Annotated in this window: 14 protein-coding genes and 1 pseudogene; 6 read left to right on the top strand and 9 right to left on the bottom strand. The window is 66.6% G+C overall.

Features of this window, described 5'->3' with window-relative positions; translation table 11 throughout:
- Window positions 1-6 precede the first annotated feature (6 nt).
- On the bottom strand, window positions 7-780 hold the full coding sequence (locus tag AC1DZV_RS19440) for an SDR family NAD(P)-dependent oxidoreductase (protein ID WP_028276880.1): 774 nt from the start codon (window positions 778-780) through the stop codon (window positions 7-9).
- Between the two features lie 33 nt (window positions 781-813).
- Window positions 814-1,638: a sugar phosphate isomerase/epimerase family protein gene (locus AC1DZV_RS19435; RefSeq protein WP_476952093.1), complete on the bottom strand. Its 825-nt coding sequence runs from the start codon at window positions 1,636-1,638 to the stop codon at window positions 814-816.
- 193 nt (window positions 1,639-1,831) lie between these two features.
- Here AC1DZV_RS19435 and AC1DZV_RS19430 point away from each other — a divergent pair, with 193 nt between their 5' ends.
- From AC1DZV_RS19430 to AC1DZV_RS19415, 4 genes are all read left to right on the top strand, one after another.
- Window positions 1,832-3,169 carry an MFS transporter gene (locus tag AC1DZV_RS19430; RefSeq protein ID WP_476954397.1) on the top strand — a complete coding sequence of 446 codons (1,338 nt, stop codon included), beginning with the start codon at window positions 1,832-1,834 and terminating at the stop codon, window positions 3,167-3,169.
- Between the two features lie 89 nt (window positions 3,170-3,258).
- On the top strand, window positions 3,259-4,140 hold the full coding sequence (locus AC1DZV_RS19425; RefSeq protein WP_476952114.1) for a transketolase: 882 nt from the start codon (window positions 3,259-3,261) through the stop codon (window positions 4,138-4,140).
- Window positions 4,137-5,129 (top strand): transketolase family protein, encoded by a 993-nt coding sequence (locus tag AC1DZV_RS19420; RefSeq protein ID WP_476954396.1) that lies wholly within the window; start codon window positions 4,137-4,139, stop codon window positions 5,127-5,129. The genes AC1DZV_RS19425 and AC1DZV_RS19420 overlap by 4 nt, the downstream gene beginning before the upstream one ends.
- Window positions 5,130-5,247: 118 nt before the next feature.
- Window positions 5,248-5,907, top strand: a complete 660-nt coding sequence (locus AC1DZV_RS19415) for a GntR family transcriptional regulator (protein WP_018776075.1) — start codon at window positions 5,248-5,250, stop codon at window positions 5,905-5,907.
- A 6-nt stretch (window positions 5,908-5,913) separates the two neighbouring features.
- Here AC1DZV_RS19415 and AC1DZV_RS19410 read toward each other — a convergent pair whose 3' ends face one another.
- The 4 genes from AC1DZV_RS19410 to AC1DZV_RS19395 form a co-directional block, all read right to left on the bottom strand.
- Entirely contained in the window at window positions 5,914-6,693 is a 780-nt protein-coding gene (locus AC1DZV_RS19410) for an SDR family NAD(P)-dependent oxidoreductase (RefSeq protein WP_476952095.1), read from the bottom strand.
- Window positions 6,694-6,784: 91 nt separating this feature from the next.
- The gene (locus tag AC1DZV_RS19405) at window positions 6,785-8,515 is read right to left on the bottom strand and encodes a DUF4389 domain-containing protein (RefSeq protein WP_476954395.1); all 1,731 of its coding nucleotides are present in this window, start codon (window positions 8,513-8,515) and stop codon (window positions 6,785-6,787) included.
- Between the two features lie 155 nt (window positions 8,516-8,670).
- A complete protein-coding gene (locus AC1DZV_RS19400) occupies window positions 8,671-9,726 on the bottom strand; it encodes a zinc-dependent alcohol dehydrogenase family protein (protein WP_476954394.1) in 1,056 nt (351 codons plus the stop codon).
- Complete coding sequence (locus AC1DZV_RS19395; RefSeq protein ID WP_028276886.1) at window positions 9,723-10,058, bottom strand: hypothetical protein; 336 nt, start codon at window positions 10,056-10,058, stop codon at window positions 9,723-9,725. Before AC1DZV_RS19395 ends, AC1DZV_RS19400 begins: the two co-directional genes overlap by 4 nt.
- Before the next feature lie 247 nt (window positions 10,059-10,305).
- Here AC1DZV_RS19395 and AC1DZV_RS19390 point away from each other — a divergent pair, with 247 nt between their 5' ends.
- Entirely contained in the window at window positions 10,306-11,835 is a 1,530-nt protein-coding gene (locus AC1DZV_RS19390; protein WP_476952097.1) for an amidohydrolase, read from the top strand.
- Here AC1DZV_RS19390 and AC1DZV_RS19385 read toward each other — a convergent pair.
- The 3 genes from AC1DZV_RS19385 to AC1DZV_RS19375 all read right to left on the bottom strand — a co-directional run bounded on the left by AC1DZV_RS19385 (window position 11,832) and on the right by AC1DZV_RS19375 (window position 14,578).
- The gene (locus AC1DZV_RS19385) at window positions 11,832-12,341 is read right to left on the bottom strand and encodes a hypothetical protein (protein ID WP_476952098.1); all 510 of its coding nucleotides are present in this window, start codon (window positions 12,339-12,341) and stop codon (window positions 11,832-11,834) included. The genes AC1DZV_RS19390 and AC1DZV_RS19385 overlap by 4 nt on opposite strands.
- A 72-nt stretch (window positions 12,342-12,413) precedes the next feature.
- Window positions 12,414-14,156 (bottom strand): serine hydrolase, encoded by a 1,743-nt coding sequence (locus AC1DZV_RS19380; RefSeq protein WP_476954393.1) that lies wholly within the window; start codon window positions 14,154-14,156, stop codon window positions 12,414-12,416.
- A 197-nt stretch (window positions 14,157-14,353) separates the two neighbouring features.
- Window positions 14,354-14,578 carry a hypothetical protein gene (locus AC1DZV_RS19375; protein WP_476952100.1) on the bottom strand — a complete coding sequence of 75 codons (225 nt, stop codon included), beginning with the start codon at window positions 14,576-14,578 and terminating at the stop codon, window positions 14,354-14,356.
- A 159-nt stretch (window positions 14,579-14,737) separates the two neighbouring features.
- Between AC1DZV_RS19375 and AC1DZV_RS19370 the strand changes: the two are divergent.
- Window positions 14,738-15,102, top strand: a pseudogene (locus AC1DZV_RS19370) (HNH endonuclease); the annotation flags it as partial.

Below are 15,102 nucleotides of genomic sequence, written 5' to 3'. Positions count from 1 at the left end.
GGACTGCTAGTGGATGTGGCTTCCGCCGTTGATATCGATGGTGGTTCCGGTGAGGTAGGCGGACTCCTCGGAGGACAGGAAGGTGATGACGGCCGCGATTTCCTCGGTGCTGGCGTTGCGCCCCAGCGGAATTCCGGCGTTGATGGCCGCTTCCTGCTCTTCGGTGCTGCCCACGCGGATATTCGTGTCCACGGCGCCGGGGGTGATGGCGTTGACGGTCACGCCGGTGCTGCCGATTTCGCGGGCCAGGGCCTTGGTGAAGCCCAGGATGGCCGCCTTGGCCGCGGAATAGGGCACCTTGCCGAAGACGCCGCCGCCGCGCTGGGCAGAGACGGAGGACATGTTCACGATCCGGCCCCAGCCGCTGGCGATCATGTCCGGCAGGAAGGCGCGGGTGACAAGGTAGGTTCCCGTCGCGTTCACGGCCATGACCTTGTTCCAGAGCTCCAGGGTGGTCTCGAGGAACGGCACCGGAGAGGTGATGCCGGCGATGTTGGCGAGGGCCCCGACGGCGGGAAGGCTGCCGGAGCGGACTTCGGCGGCCACGGCGTTGTACGCGGCTGCCACGGAGTCCTCGCTGGCGACGTCGACCTCGTAGCCAAAGGCGGGAACGGTGAACTCGTTGCCGATCTCCGCTGCGACCTTGGCGGACTTCTCGCCGTCCAGGTCCAGGATCACCACGGCCCAGCCCTGGCTGGCGTAGCGGCGTGCGGTGGTGATGCCGATGCCCCGGTCCGAGGTTGCCCCGGTGAGGACGGCGGTGCGCTGGATGGTGCTCATGATGCTCCTTGGGTTGTTCGTTGGTGTGGCAAGTCAGATGAGGTCTGTGATGAAGCTCGCGGCCTTGGCGGCCGCCGCGGGGCGCTCCCCGTGGGTCACGTCCCGGGTCTCCAGCTCCAGGGAGAAGTGGCCGGTGTAGCCGTCGGCCGCGAGGGCCTCCAGGCCGGCGGCGAAATCGGCCTGGCCGTTGCCGATGCTGAGGTTGATGTTCCCCGGCACGGCATCGCGCAAGTGAACATGGGCGATGCGGCCCTGATGGCGCCTGAGGTAGTCCAACGGATCCTCGCCGGCGGCCACGATATGGCTGAAGTCCATGACGATCCCGACCCCGGAACCGGCCAGCCGCCCGGCCAGCAATTCCGCGCGCTCGAGGTTCCAGCAGAACCGCAGGAAGTGCAGGGACTCGGTCCAGAGCTCGACGCCGAACACGTCGGCCCGCCGCTTGGCGGCGGTGAGTTGCGCGGCAATGGTGTCCAGGTCCTCGTCGAGGCTGCGGACCGGGTCGCGGCCGAGGGCGCCGCAGGGCAGGACCAGCGCCTTGGCGCCCGTGCCGGCTGCCAAGCTGAGCAGCGCGTCAAGGTGCCGGTTCCGTGCTGCCTGTGCGTCGGCGTCGAGCAAGGCGTTCAGGTCCCCGATGTCCCCGTTGACCGACCGGACCCGCAGCCCGGAGGTAACCACCCCGGCCGTGACGGCGGCGACGGCATCGGCGTCGAGGTCGTAGGGAACGTGGTCGCACACTCCGGGTAGCGCACCGAGATCCAGTTCATCGAAGCCGAGGCCCTCGATGGTGCGCAGGGCCTCTGCCAGGCTCTGGTGGCGGAAGCTGATGGACGAGCAGCCGAGTCGGGAATTGAACATCGTCGTTGTTCCTCTGGTTGCGCCCGGAGGCGGTGGTGATACGGACCACACTATAGAATTCGACTGTCAACAGTCAACCTTTGAAGTTGACTGTTGACATTGCTTATGGCGCGGGTCACACTGGCGTATCATCTGTTAACAGTCGACAGTGTCGGTGCGGAAGCGTCGGCAGCTCTCTTCGAAAGGGATTGACATGAGCAACGAAGCTCTCACCATGCGGGGCCCGGTGCACGGCACCAGGGAAGCGAAACGGGTCGCGATCGGCTCCAGCGTCGGCGCCGTCATCGAAACCTATGACTTCATCGGCTTCGGCACAGCGGCTGCCCTGTACTTCGGTACGGCCTTCTTCCCCACCGGCGATCCTGTGACCGGAACCCTGGCTGCCTTCGCCACCCTGGGTGTCGGATTCGCGGCGCGCCCGATCGGCGGCATCATTGGCGGGCACCTTGGGGACAAGGTCGGCCGCAAGCCGGTCCTGGTGGCCTCCCTGATCCTCATGGGCATCGCCACTTTCGTCATAGGCCTGCTCCCCACCTACGCCCAGGTGGGTCTGCTGGCTCCGGCTCTGCTGGTGTTTGTCCGCATCGTCCAGGGTCTGGCCTTCGGCGCGGAGTGGGGCGGCGCCATCCTCATGAGCTACGAACACGCACCCTGGAAATCGAAGGGAAAGTACACCGGCATGGTCCAGGCCGGCTTCCCGGTCGGGCTGCTGCTGGCCAACCTCGTGTTCCTCTTCAGCGTCCAGCTCGGCGGCGAACTCGCCTGGCGCATTCCCTTCCTGGCGAGCATCGTGCTGGTCGTCGTCGGACTGATCATCCGCTCCAAGGTCCCCGAATCCCCCGTCTTCGACGAGGTCAAGGACAGCGGCGACATCGTCAAGTCGCCCATCAAGGAGGTCCTGAAGACCGACTGGCGCAACATCGTCAAGGGCATCGGCCTGCGCATCGCCGAGACCGCCGGCTACGCCGTGTCCATCACTTACATGATTTCCTACCTGAACAGCCAGCACCTGGCCGACAAGTCGCAGACGCTCGTGGCCTTGTGCATCGCCTCCGCAATCGGCATCTTCGCCACCCAGGCCTGGGCACGGCTGACGGACAGGATCGGCCGGCGCCCGCTATATATCTGGTCCTGCGCCTTCGCCGTGGCCTTCGCGGTGCCGATGTTCCTGCTGGTCAACACCGGACTGTTCATCTTCATCATCGCCACCCTCGTGATCTCCTACGCCGTCTGCCAGAACTCCCTGGCCGGCGCCCAGGGCCCGTGGTTCCCGGAGCTGTTCCAGGCCAAGACCCGCGCCTCCGGCGCCTCGCTGGCCTACCAGATCTCGGCCATGGTCTCAGGGTTCACCCCGTTCATCACCACATTGCTCTTCGTCAGCTTCGGCTGGATGGGACCGGCACTGCTCTTCGGCACCTACGCCGCCATCGGCCTGTGGGCCGCCGTCGCCACCCGTGAAACCTGGGGCAAGCGCGAACGGGAATTCGCGAATCAGGCTACCAAAAGCACCCCCACCCACGTGAGCGCGTAGATACGCACCGCCCGGAAGCCGTCGAAGGCCTCCCGCAGCAGCTCGCCACGTCATATCTGAAAGGAAGAATCGTGGTTTCAACACAGGAAATAACCACCCGAGGCAACGCCTCCGACGCCGAGGCAGAACGCCTGGCACGGGTCGAAGGGGCCGCCTACCGGATCCGCCACCATGCCCTGAACATGGGCGAAGTCCAAGGCCAAGGCTACGTTGGCCAGGCCCTCGGCGCGGCCGACATGCTTGCCGCGGTCTACGCGGACCAGCTCCGTTTCCGCGCCGACGATCCTGAGTGGGAGGACCGCGACCGGTTCCTGCTCTCCACCGGCCACTACGCAATCGGCCACTACGCGGCCCTCGCCGAGGCCGGAATCATCCCCGTCAAGGAACTGGAGACCTACGGCTCGGACGACTCCCGGCTGCCGATGTCCGGGATGTCCACCTACACCCCCGGCATGGAGATTTCCGGCGGCTCCCTCGGCCACGGGCTCTCCATCGCCGTCGGCGCCGCCCTCGGCCTGCGCTACCAGGGTTCGGGTTCCCGGGTCTATAACTTCCTCTCCGACGGCGAACTTGACGAGGGCTCCACGTGGGAGGCCGCGATGGGCGCCCACCACCACCGCCTCGGCAACCTCACCGCCATGGTGGACATCAACGCCCTACAGGCCGACGGCAAGACCGACACCGTGCTGCGCACCGAGCCCGTCACCGAAAAGTGGCAGGCGTTTGGCTGGTACGCCCAGCGCGTGAACGGGAACGACGTCGGCGCGCTGCTGGCCGCGTTCGACAACGCGGCCGCCCAGGCCGCCGCCGTCGGACGTCCCTCCGTGATCCTGTGTGACACGAAGGTGGGCCGCGGCGTGCCGCTGCTCGAGGACCGCGAAAAAGCCCACTTCATGCGCATCGAAGAACACGAATGGCAGCTCTGCCGCGAGCAGCTGACCGCAGGTTTCGAAGGAAAGGCCGCACGATGAGTACCGCAACAACACCGAAACTGAAGACCTCTGCCATGATCGCCTCCTTCGCGGACCCGGGCCAGAAGACCGCGTCCGCGCCGTTCGGGCACGCCCTGGTCAAGGCCGCGCAGGAGAACGACAAGATCGTGGGACTGACCGCGGACCTGGGCAAGTACACGGACATGCACATTTTCGCCCAGGCCTTCCCGGAACGCTTCTTCCAGATGGGCATGGCCGAACAGCTGCTCTTCGGCGCCGCGGCCGGCCTGGCTGAGACCGGCATGGTCCCGTTCGCCTCGACGTATTCGGTGTTCGCTGCCCGGCGCGCCTACGATTTCCTGTGCCTGGATGCCGCCGAGCCAAACCTCAACGTCAATATCGTCGGCGGGCTCCCGGGGCTGACCACCGGGTACGGTCCAAGCCACCAGGCGACCGAGGACATGGCGATCTTCCGCGGCATGCCCAATCTGACCATCGTGGACCCGTGCGACTCGCTGGACATCGAGCAGGCCGTCCCCCAACTGGCCGCCAGTGAGGGCCCCACGTACCTACGACTGCTGCGCGGCAACGTCCCCACCGTGCTGGACGAGTACGACTACACGTTCGAACTCGGCAAGGCGAAAGTCCTGCGTGGCGGCCGTGACGTCGTCTTCGTCTCCAGCGGGCTGATGACCATGCGGGCCCTTCAGGCGGCCGAGGCGCTGGCTGCGCACCACGTGGATGTCGCCGTCGTCCACGCCCCCACCATCAAGCCGTTCGACGCCGCGACGGTCCTCGCCGAGCTGAACACCGACCGCCTCGCGGTCACGCTGGAGAACCACAGTGTGGTGGGCGGGTTGTTCGAGACCGTGGCTTCGGCCGTGGTCACCGCGGGGCTGGGTAAACGGGTGGTGCCGGTAGCGCTGCCGGACGAATTCCTGGACGCGGGCGCGCTGCCCACCCTGCACGAACGCTACGGCCTCTCGGTGCAGAGGGTCGTTGCCAAGGTGCTCGCCGAACTCGGCTGAGGATGGGCATGGCCGGCAGTTGCCGGCCCTGCCCATGCCGTACCATCAACTGTTAACACACGAACTGTAAACAGTTGACCACTGACAGACAGTTGACCGCTGAGCGTGAGGACTAACGATGGCCGGAGCAACAGCCCCGCTTCTCGGACTGGAAAAGAAGAGCCTCCGCGAGCAGGCGCTATCCGCCCTGCGCACGGCCATCACCAGCGGAGAGCTGGAGCCAGGGCGGCATCTGGTGGAGACCGAACTCTCCGACATGCTCCAGATCAGCCGCGGTACACTGCGCGAGGCTCTGCGTCAGTTGGAGCAAGAAGGACTGCTGTCCGCCGGACCGCGCGGCAGGCTGTCCGTGCGGCACCTGGACGGCAAGGAAATCCGGGACATCTTCGCTGTCCGGGCTGCGCTCGAATCGCTTGCGGTCCGGACACTGTGTGAGTTGCCGGACCGGGCCTCCGTGATTACATCCCTGCGCTCGGCCGTCGATGCCATGGCCGCGGCCGCCGAGGCCAGCCTGGAGGAACGGATTGAATCCGATCTGGAGTTCCACCGGACACTGTGCAGGCTCACCGGAAACGAGACCCTGCTGCACTCCTGGGAGTCGCTTGAGGGCTCCATTCGGATGTCCATCATGTTTGCCGGGATCGAGAGGGCCGTCAAGAACATGAGCGTGGACCGGCACCACGACATCGTCGCCGCGATCGAGACCGGCAACGCGACACTGGCCCGCACGACGGTCCTCGAACACATGGACGTCGCCGCAGCCAACCTGGTGGCCTGACCGGCGTCAGTAGTCCACGATCGCGCCGGCGGAGATGTTGACGGTCGCGTCCGTGATGGCCGCCGCCTTGTCCGAGACGATGAAGGAGGCCACGTTACCGACGTCCGCCAGCGTGGCCGTCCGGTTCAAATGCGCGGCCCTGGCAATCTCCACCACGATCTCATCGCGGCCCTCGGCCTGCCACGGGATGGTTTCGATAATGCCGCCGGTGACCATGGTGACCACCCTGATGCCGTGTTTTCCCAGTTCCAGGGCCCATTGCCGGCGCAGTCCTTCCATCGCGTCGAGCGCCACCTTGAAACCGCCCAGGCCGGGGATCGTCTGCGGGCCCGAGCCGCCGAACATGAGCACGACGCCGGAGCGTTGCTTGACCATGTAGGCGGCGGCCGCGCGGGTGGTCAGGAAGTGCGTCCGCGCGGCCAGGGTGATGGGCTGGGTGAAGTCATCCACATCAATCTCCATGAGTGGCTGCTGGACGTCGCCGAATGAGATCACGTTGAAGGAGATATCAATCCTCTTGCTCTTCTTCGCCACCCGGTTTACGAAGGCATCCACCTGCTCTTCGTCCAGGGCGTCGACGACGGCAGTTTCGGCTGTGCCGCCTGCCTCGCGAATGTCATTGGCTACTTTTTCCAGCCGCGATTCCGTCCTTCCGGCAATGTGCACCGTGGCGCCGTCGGCCGCGAAAGCCCTTGCCACCGCCCCGCCGACCGCCCCGCCGCCGCCGTAGATCAGGGCGGTCTTGCCGTGAAGCACGCCGTTTTCCGGAATCCCGATGTTCACCATGGTCGCCTGCCTAGTGCCGCGGAGTACGTGAATTCCCTCAACTATGTTCTTGCGGAGCGCGGGTGGCAAGAGGACCGGGCGCAGCGCGGCATTAGCTTCTGGGCAGCCCTCCGGGTCCGGTGGCTGGTCCTCCGGTTCCGGGCGCGGGCCCGGTGGCTGGTCCGGCGGAGGGTCTGGGGCCGGCCGCAGGTCCGGGCCCGACCGCGGGTCCGGTGGCTGGTCCAGGCCCGACGGGTCCGGCGGCGGGTCCTCCGGTTCCGAGCGCAGGTCCGGCGTATGCAGGCACCGGCAGCTCGCCCGGATCGACCGGACCCATATCAAGGTGGAACGGCGGATATTCGTCCCGCATGAGGGCAACGTAGGCGATAACGCGGTAGATCCAGCGGTTCAGGCCAAGCAGGAGGTCGAAGAGCCCCCGCCGGTATTGGCCCGTGAACAACAGGATCACGCCGGCGATCAGGACCAGCAGCCCCAGGAAGGAGATGCCCACACCTTGCTGCACCCACTCGCCGTCCCGGTACTCCCACGTCCTCGCGGTCCCCGTCAGCAGGCTGATAAGCAGCAGATGTGGAATGGCCAGCAGCCAGGATTTCACCAGCACCAGGCCGCGGGACAGCCGTTCGGGATAGTCGACGTCGAAGTCCGCCGGGTAATCGGTGCGGGCCAGGGTGAAGGGGGGATAGACATCCGTGCCGATAGCGCTGAAGGCGTAGAAGGCCACACGCCAGTTCCAGCGGATCACGCCGACACTGAAATTGAACAGCGAGCGCGGGTAGCGCGCCGTGAACAGGATCGCGAACCACGCCACGATCGTGACCACTCCGAAGGCGAACCAGAGGATAAACAGGACGATGAAGTGCGGGATGGCCAGGAACCACTTCACGAGCCACATCCACCGTGACAGGTTCGGGTCGAGGTAGCCGTGGAGACGGGCGGGGTACACATATGCGGTCGTAGCACCCGGTGCCACCGGATACGGAGTCCCCGGCGGAGCAGCGTAGGCCGCAACGGCACCCGGCGGGGCCGCACTGTTCTGCTGGCCGGGGGTGGCCCTGGGCGGGTAGGGACCCGCGGGATACGGCTGGCCGGGCTGGGCCGGCAAGCGGCCGGGAGGGACACCGCTGCCCGTCCCGCCTTGGCCCGGGCCGCCGCGGCCGAGTCCAACGGCGCCCAGCACTATCAGCGGCACGCCGATCAGCAGCATCACGAGTCCGCCGATCAGCAGGCCGATGAACACCGGCAGGAGCAGGTCTGTGCGTGCCCCTGCCTGCAGATTCACGCTCACCGGAGACGTCGCGTCGGCATTCATGACCACCACTGCCCAGGATCCGGAGCGGAGGTCCCAGGTCAGTTCCTGTTCCCCCGGGCCTGTGGCAGTCGCGGCCCAGAAGGTCTGCTGCGCCGGATTGGACGGGACCTGGGAGCCGGCCACTTCGCGGTACCGCGCGCGGAAGGGGTTGAACCTGACGTCGACGATTTCGGTGCGCCGGACACCAGCCAGGTACGTCGCGACGTCGGCCCGCGGGGCAATTCCAATGAAGATTTCCTTGCCGGGATCGGTGGAGGAACCGCGGAGCAGCACGCTGCCCGCAATGTCCACCGGAACGCCGTCGTCCACGCCGCCGCCTGTCATGAGGTCCAGCCGGGGGGTCGTCAGCGCGTAGGAATTGCCTGAGAAAGGCGCCGACGGCGTGATGAAGTACCTGCCGTCACGTTGCTGGTAGTTGACCCAGCCCGCAAAGCCGGCGCCCGCCAACAGTCCCAAACCGACCAGCGCGCACAGCGAGCCGATCACCAGCATGACAATCCGGCCTGCTTTCATGGCCGCCGTCCTTTCAGATGGTCCGTTTGCCACGCCCGGCCGGGCGTGGCTTCCGGAAGCTGGCGGCCCGGGCCGCTACCGCCCGAGCGAGATCACGAACGGCTTGGCTTCGTCGATCGCGCCGGCATCGCCGGAGTGGAGGACAACGAGCGCTTTCATGCCGTGATCACGACTTTGAGGGCCTTCGTCTCCGCGGCGCGGGCAAAAGTGTCGTACGCCTCCATGAACTCGTCAAAGGTGAAGTGGTGGGTGGCGAAACTGTCCGCGGGGATCTTTTGCTGTGCCACGAGCTTGAGCAGCATGGGGGTGGTGTTGGTGTTCACCAGGCCCATGCTGATGTTGATGTTCCGGATCCAGAGGTCTTCGACGTGCAGTTCCACGGCTTTGCCGTGCACGCCCACGTTGGCCACGGTGCCGCCAGGACGCACGATGTCGGTGCACATCGTGAAGGTCGCCGGGACGCCCACGGCCTCGATCGCCACGTCCACGCCCTGCCCGTCGGTCAGGAGCATGAGCTGCTCCTTCCAGTCGGCATCGGATGAGAGGACCACATCGGTGGCTCCGAATTCGCGGGATTTCTCGAGCCGGTTCGCGTCGAGGTCGACGGCGATGATCGTGGCGGCGCCGTAGAGGCCGGCGGTGGAGATCGCGGCAAGTCCCACGGGGCCCGCGCCGATGACGGCGACCGTGTCGCCGGGCTTGACCCGGCCGTACTGCACGCCGATCTCAAAGCCGGTGGGGAGGATGTCGGAGAGCATGACGGCCTGCTGGTCGCTGACTCCCTCAGGCAGGAGGTGCAGGGAGTTCTCTGCGTAGGGGACGCGGACGAACTCGGCCTGCGTGCCGTCGATCAGATGTCCGAAAACCCAGCCGATGCCGGAGGTTCCCTCCTCCCCCAGGCAATGGGAGTACAGGCCGGTCTTGCAGTTGGCGCAGTGCCCGCAGGACTTGATGCATGAAATGATGACGCGGTCCCCGACCTTGAGGCTGGTCACGGAGGGGCCGATCTCCGTGATGGTGCCGACCCCTTCGTGGCCCAGGATGCGGCCCTTGGCCACCGCGGGGACGTCGCCTTTGAGGATGTGCAGATCGGTCCCACAAATGGTGGTGGTGTCCACTTTGACGATCACATCGCTGGGATTCTGGATGGTGGGATCGGGGACCTCGGTCCACGATTTCTCCCCGGGACCGCCATAGACGAGGGCTTTCATACGTGCTCCTTGGTTTTGAGGATGACCAGCGGGTCCACGAGGCGCAGACGGCACGGAGTCTCCGTGCCATCGATCCCCGAATACAGCAAAGAGGCGCGGGCACGCTCACGGAGTTCCTCGATCGCGGCGGCCGACACCCGGGCATGGGCGAGGTCGAGCACGAGTTCAAACCCGGGAAGCTTGCTTGTGACGCGGCGGCAAACGACGTACAGCGCCCGCACGTTGGCCACGGTCACCACACCATGCACGTCGATCCGCGCTGTTTCGGCGTCGGCGTTCAGGCGGATGAGCACCTTGAGTTTAGGGTCCCCCGAATGGTGATGGATACTCATGTGGCCGTGGTCTCCTGCCTTTTCCTGCTGAAGCCGGAAAGTGCAAACGCCATTTCCTTCCCCAATTCGCGGTGAGACCCGTGCCGTATTTACGTGAAGTGGTTCTTCGCTCGACACGTCCCCCCAACTGGCCGTGCAGCAACCTCCCCACACATTCAGCTTGGGGGGCGCTCGTGGCAGAGGTAAGGGGCGAAAGTCCCGTGTGCGCCTGTTGGGTCCTGCGGCGTCGCCCGCCTAGCCTGTTCCTATGTCTGATCCGCTCGATCCCTGCCGACCCCCGGATCTCGTGCTGGCCTCCGCGCGGCACCCCGGGGAGGAAATATGCTTCGACGTTCATCTTCGTGCCGGGGCCGTGTCGGCAATCATCCCGTCGCGCCCGGGCTCGGGTGCGCTCCCCGCTGCCACCCGGGTGGTGGATCTGGAGGGCCGCTACGCCATTCCTGGGCTGTGGGATGAGCACGTTCATATGACGCAGTGGGCGCTGGCCTCCAACCGGCTTGACCTCTCCAGTGCCGGCTCGGCGCGCGAGGCGGCCGCCGTCGTCGGGGCCCACATCGCCGGGGACACTAGCACCGGGACCGGAAGCGGCGCCGGAGCTCCGGGTCCCGTCCAGACGCTGGTGGGCGTCGGTTTCCGCGATGCCATCTGGCATGACCTGCCCAGTCTGGACCTCCTGGACGGCGTGACGCGCGGCCGGCCTACGGCGCTGATCAGCCACGACCTCCACTGTGTCTGGCTCAACTCCGCAGCGGCCCAACAGTACGGAATGCCGGTGGATGCGGGCGGCCTGCTCCGGGAAGAACCGGCGTTCGCCCTGACCCGGGAGCTTGGCCAGCTGCCGGACGCGGTGGTGGATCCGTGGGTGCGGCAGGCAGGTCAGGCTGCGGCCGCGCGGGGCGTGGTCGGGATTGTGGACTTCGAGATGACGTGGAACCGCGACGCCTGGCTGCGGAGGATCTCCGGCGGCTTCGCTGCCCTGCGGGTTGAAGCGGGGGTCTATCCGCAGGACCTGGACCGGGCCGTGGCAGAGGGGCTGCGGACAGGTTTGGCGGTGGCCGGCAGTGGCGGGCTGCTCAGCGTGGGCCCCCTGAAAGTGCTGATCGACGGCTCGCTCAATACCCGCACAGCGTATTGCGTGGACCCGTATCCGAACGGCGGCCACGGGCTGCTGACCGTGAGCGAGGCGGAGCTGCTCGCCCTGTTGGTCCGGGCCCGGCAGGCGGGTTTTGTGCCGGCGGTCCACGCAATCGGCGACGCGGCCAACCAAGTCGCCTTGGATGCGTTTGAGGCGGCGGGCCTCGCCGGACGGGTGGAGCATGCCCAGTTTGTCCGGAGCGAGGATTTCGCCCGCTTCGGCCGGTTGGGCGTGACCGCGAGCGTCCAGCCTGCGCATGCCCTCGATGACCGGGACGCCGCCGAGGCGAACTGGCCGGGGCGCACGGACCGGTCCTTCCCGCTCCGTTCATTGCTGGCCGCCGGGGCGACTCTCGCCTTGGGCTCGGACGCTCCGGTGGCCCCCCTGGATCCGTGGATTGCCATGTCCGCTGCCACGGCGCGGGCCCGGCTGGATGGCCGCGGGCCGTGGCATGCCGAGCAGGCCCTCACGCGGCAGGAGGCCCTCACGGCCTCGACCCGCGGTCGCGGCCGTCTCCGGGTCGGGGACCCCGCCGATATTGCAGTGCTCGACGGCGACCCAGTGACCGTGTCGGATGCGGAGTTTGCGGCCATGCCGGTGGCCGCCACGTTAGTGGCGGGACGGTTCACGTACGGCGGCTAGGCACCTTTGACGCGCGCCTGGACTAAGTTGGCGTACGGCAGGCGGCCGTATTCTTCGATGAATGCGGCATGGCACCGAGCTTCGGCCGCGTTGAGTTGCTCAACGGGCAACTCTTTCCACGCGATGATCAGGGACCCGGGCACGGCGAGCTGCCAGATGAGCCGCCCGTCCCAGTGGCCCGGCGGCTTGCCTTCGCCGAAGTCGACGAATTCCTGGATTTGCCGGCGCAGTCCGCGGTTGCCCTTGCTTCCGGGGCCGGCTTTGCCCAGGAAAAGAACATCGGCACCGTCCACCCATTCGGCGTCGAGAGCGTCCGTCTTGAGGGTGGGGTTCTTCTTCTTGAAGATGCCGGCGGTGCTCCTGGCCAGGAACTGGGGCCGGAAGCCCTCTGGCCGCAGTACCGCGAAGATCCCGGGCTTCTGCGGGATCCGGTTGATGTCAAGGTCCTGGAGCGGCCGGAAACCGGTGAAGCCGTCCTGTTTCAGCGATTGTGTGTTGATGGGCATGGGTTCCTTGGATCGGGGCTCGTGGCGTTCCTTTGAAGCTTACGGAAGAAGCTCACTCACTGAAGTCCGGGCTCAGCCGCGGGTGAAGGTGCCCAGCCCGGTCTGATCGTAGAAATCGAGCCTGACGCTCGAAGCCGTGCCGCCTCCGGCTGCGGCGTCCGCACCAGGGGCCGCGTCCGCGCCGGGGGCCGCGTCCGCGCCGGGGGCGAAGATTGCCCCGGCAAGACCGTTGGCGTTCTCGCCGATTGACTCAAAGCTGAAGGTGTCGCCGTCGAAATGGGTGAGCGGGAACTTGGTGGTCCTGCCGGCCGGGCCCAGCTCAAGGGTCAGCACGCCGTTCTCCACTGCGACGGTGAGCGGGCCGTAGTAGGAGTTCGCGTAACTGCCGATGTAGAAATCGTTGCCCTGCGCCGGTTTGGCCTGGGCCGGTGCCTTGGAATAGTCAACTTTTGGCTTCTCCGACTCATCGATCTTCTGGAAGACGCCCGACGTGAATCCGATCCAGTCCACTGTCGGGGCGCCGTTCTGGGCCGTGTCCAGGAATGCGGCGCAGATGGCTTCGGGGATGCCCTGCGGCCGGCCATTGGTCAGGGCCACAATGCCCAACTGCTCGCCGGGGAGCAGTGAGACGGCGGTCGCGGCACCAAGGTTGAAGGCCCCCGAGTGCCCGAGCATGAGGCGGGCGTGGTCGTCGTAGGAGACGTTCCAGCCCAAGCCGTAGAAGCGGGTGCGGGCGCCCGGCGTCGCCGGTGGGCCCGAGACGGCGTGCGGGACATGCGTGACACCAAGCGCGTCCGGATCGATGACCTCGCTTCCCTCAAAGCTGCCGTTGGCGAGCTGCAGGCGGATCCAGCGCGCCAGGTCGCGCACGGAGGAACTGGCCCCGCCGGCGGGTGCTTCGGCGTCGGCATCCCGGGTGTATTTGGCAACCCAGGTCTTGTTACCGGCTGGGACGTGGATCAGAGCCTTGTTCGTCGCCTTTTGGTAGTCCGCGTGGCGATAGCTCGTGGATGACATGCCCAGGGGCTTGAACAAGACTTCTTCGGCGAGGTCTGCCCAGGGCTTGTTCATGGCATCGGCGACAGCCTGTGCACCAGCCGTGTAGCCGAAGTTGCTGTAGTTGTAGCTCGACCGGAAAGAGTCCAGCGGCTGCTGGTTGAGGTGGCTGAGAATATAGGGCTGGTCGAATCCGAGGTCTTCCAACAGATCGCCCGCCCCCGTACTGAGGCCGCCTTGATGTGACAACAGGTCCGCCGCCGTGGCGTTCCGCGTGACGTAGAGGTCTTTCAGGGCAAAGCCGGGGGTGTGGTTGATCACCGGTTCCGTCCAGGAGATGGCCTTGCGGCCCACGGCCACGGCCGCCACCGTGGAGGCCAAGGGTTTGGAGACCGAGGCCAATTGAAAAACGGTATCCGTGTCCACTGTCTCCGGCCGGCCCGATTCCCGTACGCCGAAGCCCTTGGCGTACACCATTTGGTCCTGGTAGACCACGGCCACGGCGACTCCCGGAACACCGGTACTCTCCATCACGCCCTGGACCATCCCGTCCAGCTTTGCCAAGGCGGCGTTGACCTCCTGTTGGTCCAGGAGCGGTTCGACCTGCGGTTCCGGCGCCGGAAGCACAGACGCCGACGGCGTACCGGAGGCGCCAGAGGCACTGCTTCCGGCACCGGCGGGGGCACTTTGGGCAGTGCAGGCGGCCAGCAGCGGCATGCCCGCTATCCCCGCGGCGCCGACGCCGACCGCTTTAAGTAACGAGCGGCGGTCCGAAGGCAGCGAGCTGATCCTCGTCCCTATAGATTCCCTCTGGTTCATGGACAATCCTCCGCCCGGTTCCGCCTGGGGCGCAGAGCTAACGCCCCCTCCCATGATGGACCCGTGCCCGTGTTTGAGACAGGGGCGGGGCGCTCGGGTGGGGGGTCCTCGGACGCCGGGAACTCGCGGCCGCACCTCCACAACCGCCAGCGCATCCCACCAATCCCGCTAACCTCGCGGCCTCCTTCTGGTTACCCCTAATTAATGTCCGATCCCCGAAGGAGACTGGATTCATGGACGGCAATCAGGGGTCCGAAGTGGTTCCGGCGGGAGACGGCGACGGCGGCTTCGGCCGCGCCGGGCGCGGTGACGACGGCGGCCGGGATTTGCTCGCATTTTGCGCCCGCGTGCTCCGGGACGTGCGTCAGGCCGAGGATCCCGACGGAGCGATCGAACAGTACCGACGGCTTGACGAGTTGCACTCTGCGCTCGACGCGTTACGGACGCGTCTTCAGCTCGACGTTTTCCTGGGCAGCGTCTCGGGAGTGACTTTGGGCCCTGGAAGGTCGCCGATGGCTTCCGAGGCGGTGGAACGGTTGCGGAGGGCCATAAATGTCATAGCCCGCAGGGACACTTAATTCATGGACGGCAATGAAGGGCCCGAAGTGGTTCCGGCAGGACACGGCGACGGCGGCTTTGGTTGCGCCTGGAGCGGCGCGGCCGCCGGACCGATGGGTTCCGTGAGCATGGCCACGGACAGTGCCGGGATCATTGACCGGATCCGGGAACTGGAGGACTGGAAGTCCGCCGCTTCCGCGGAACAGGCCCGACTCGCCGTGGCCTTCGACCTGCTCCAACGCCGCGAACAAGCCCGGCTCGGGGTCCCGGCCGAGAAGCTCGGCGCCGGGATCGGCGCGCAGATCGCCCTGGCCCGGCGCGAATCCCCGGCCAGGGGCGGCCGGCTCCTCGGCCTGGCCAACGCCCTGATCACCGAGATGCCGCACAC

The organism is Arthrobacter sp. P1_D12 (assembly GCF_056406175.1).
The sequence above is the reverse complement of the archived record's forward strand: the minus strand, read 5'-3'. Positions and strand labels throughout refer to the sequence as shown.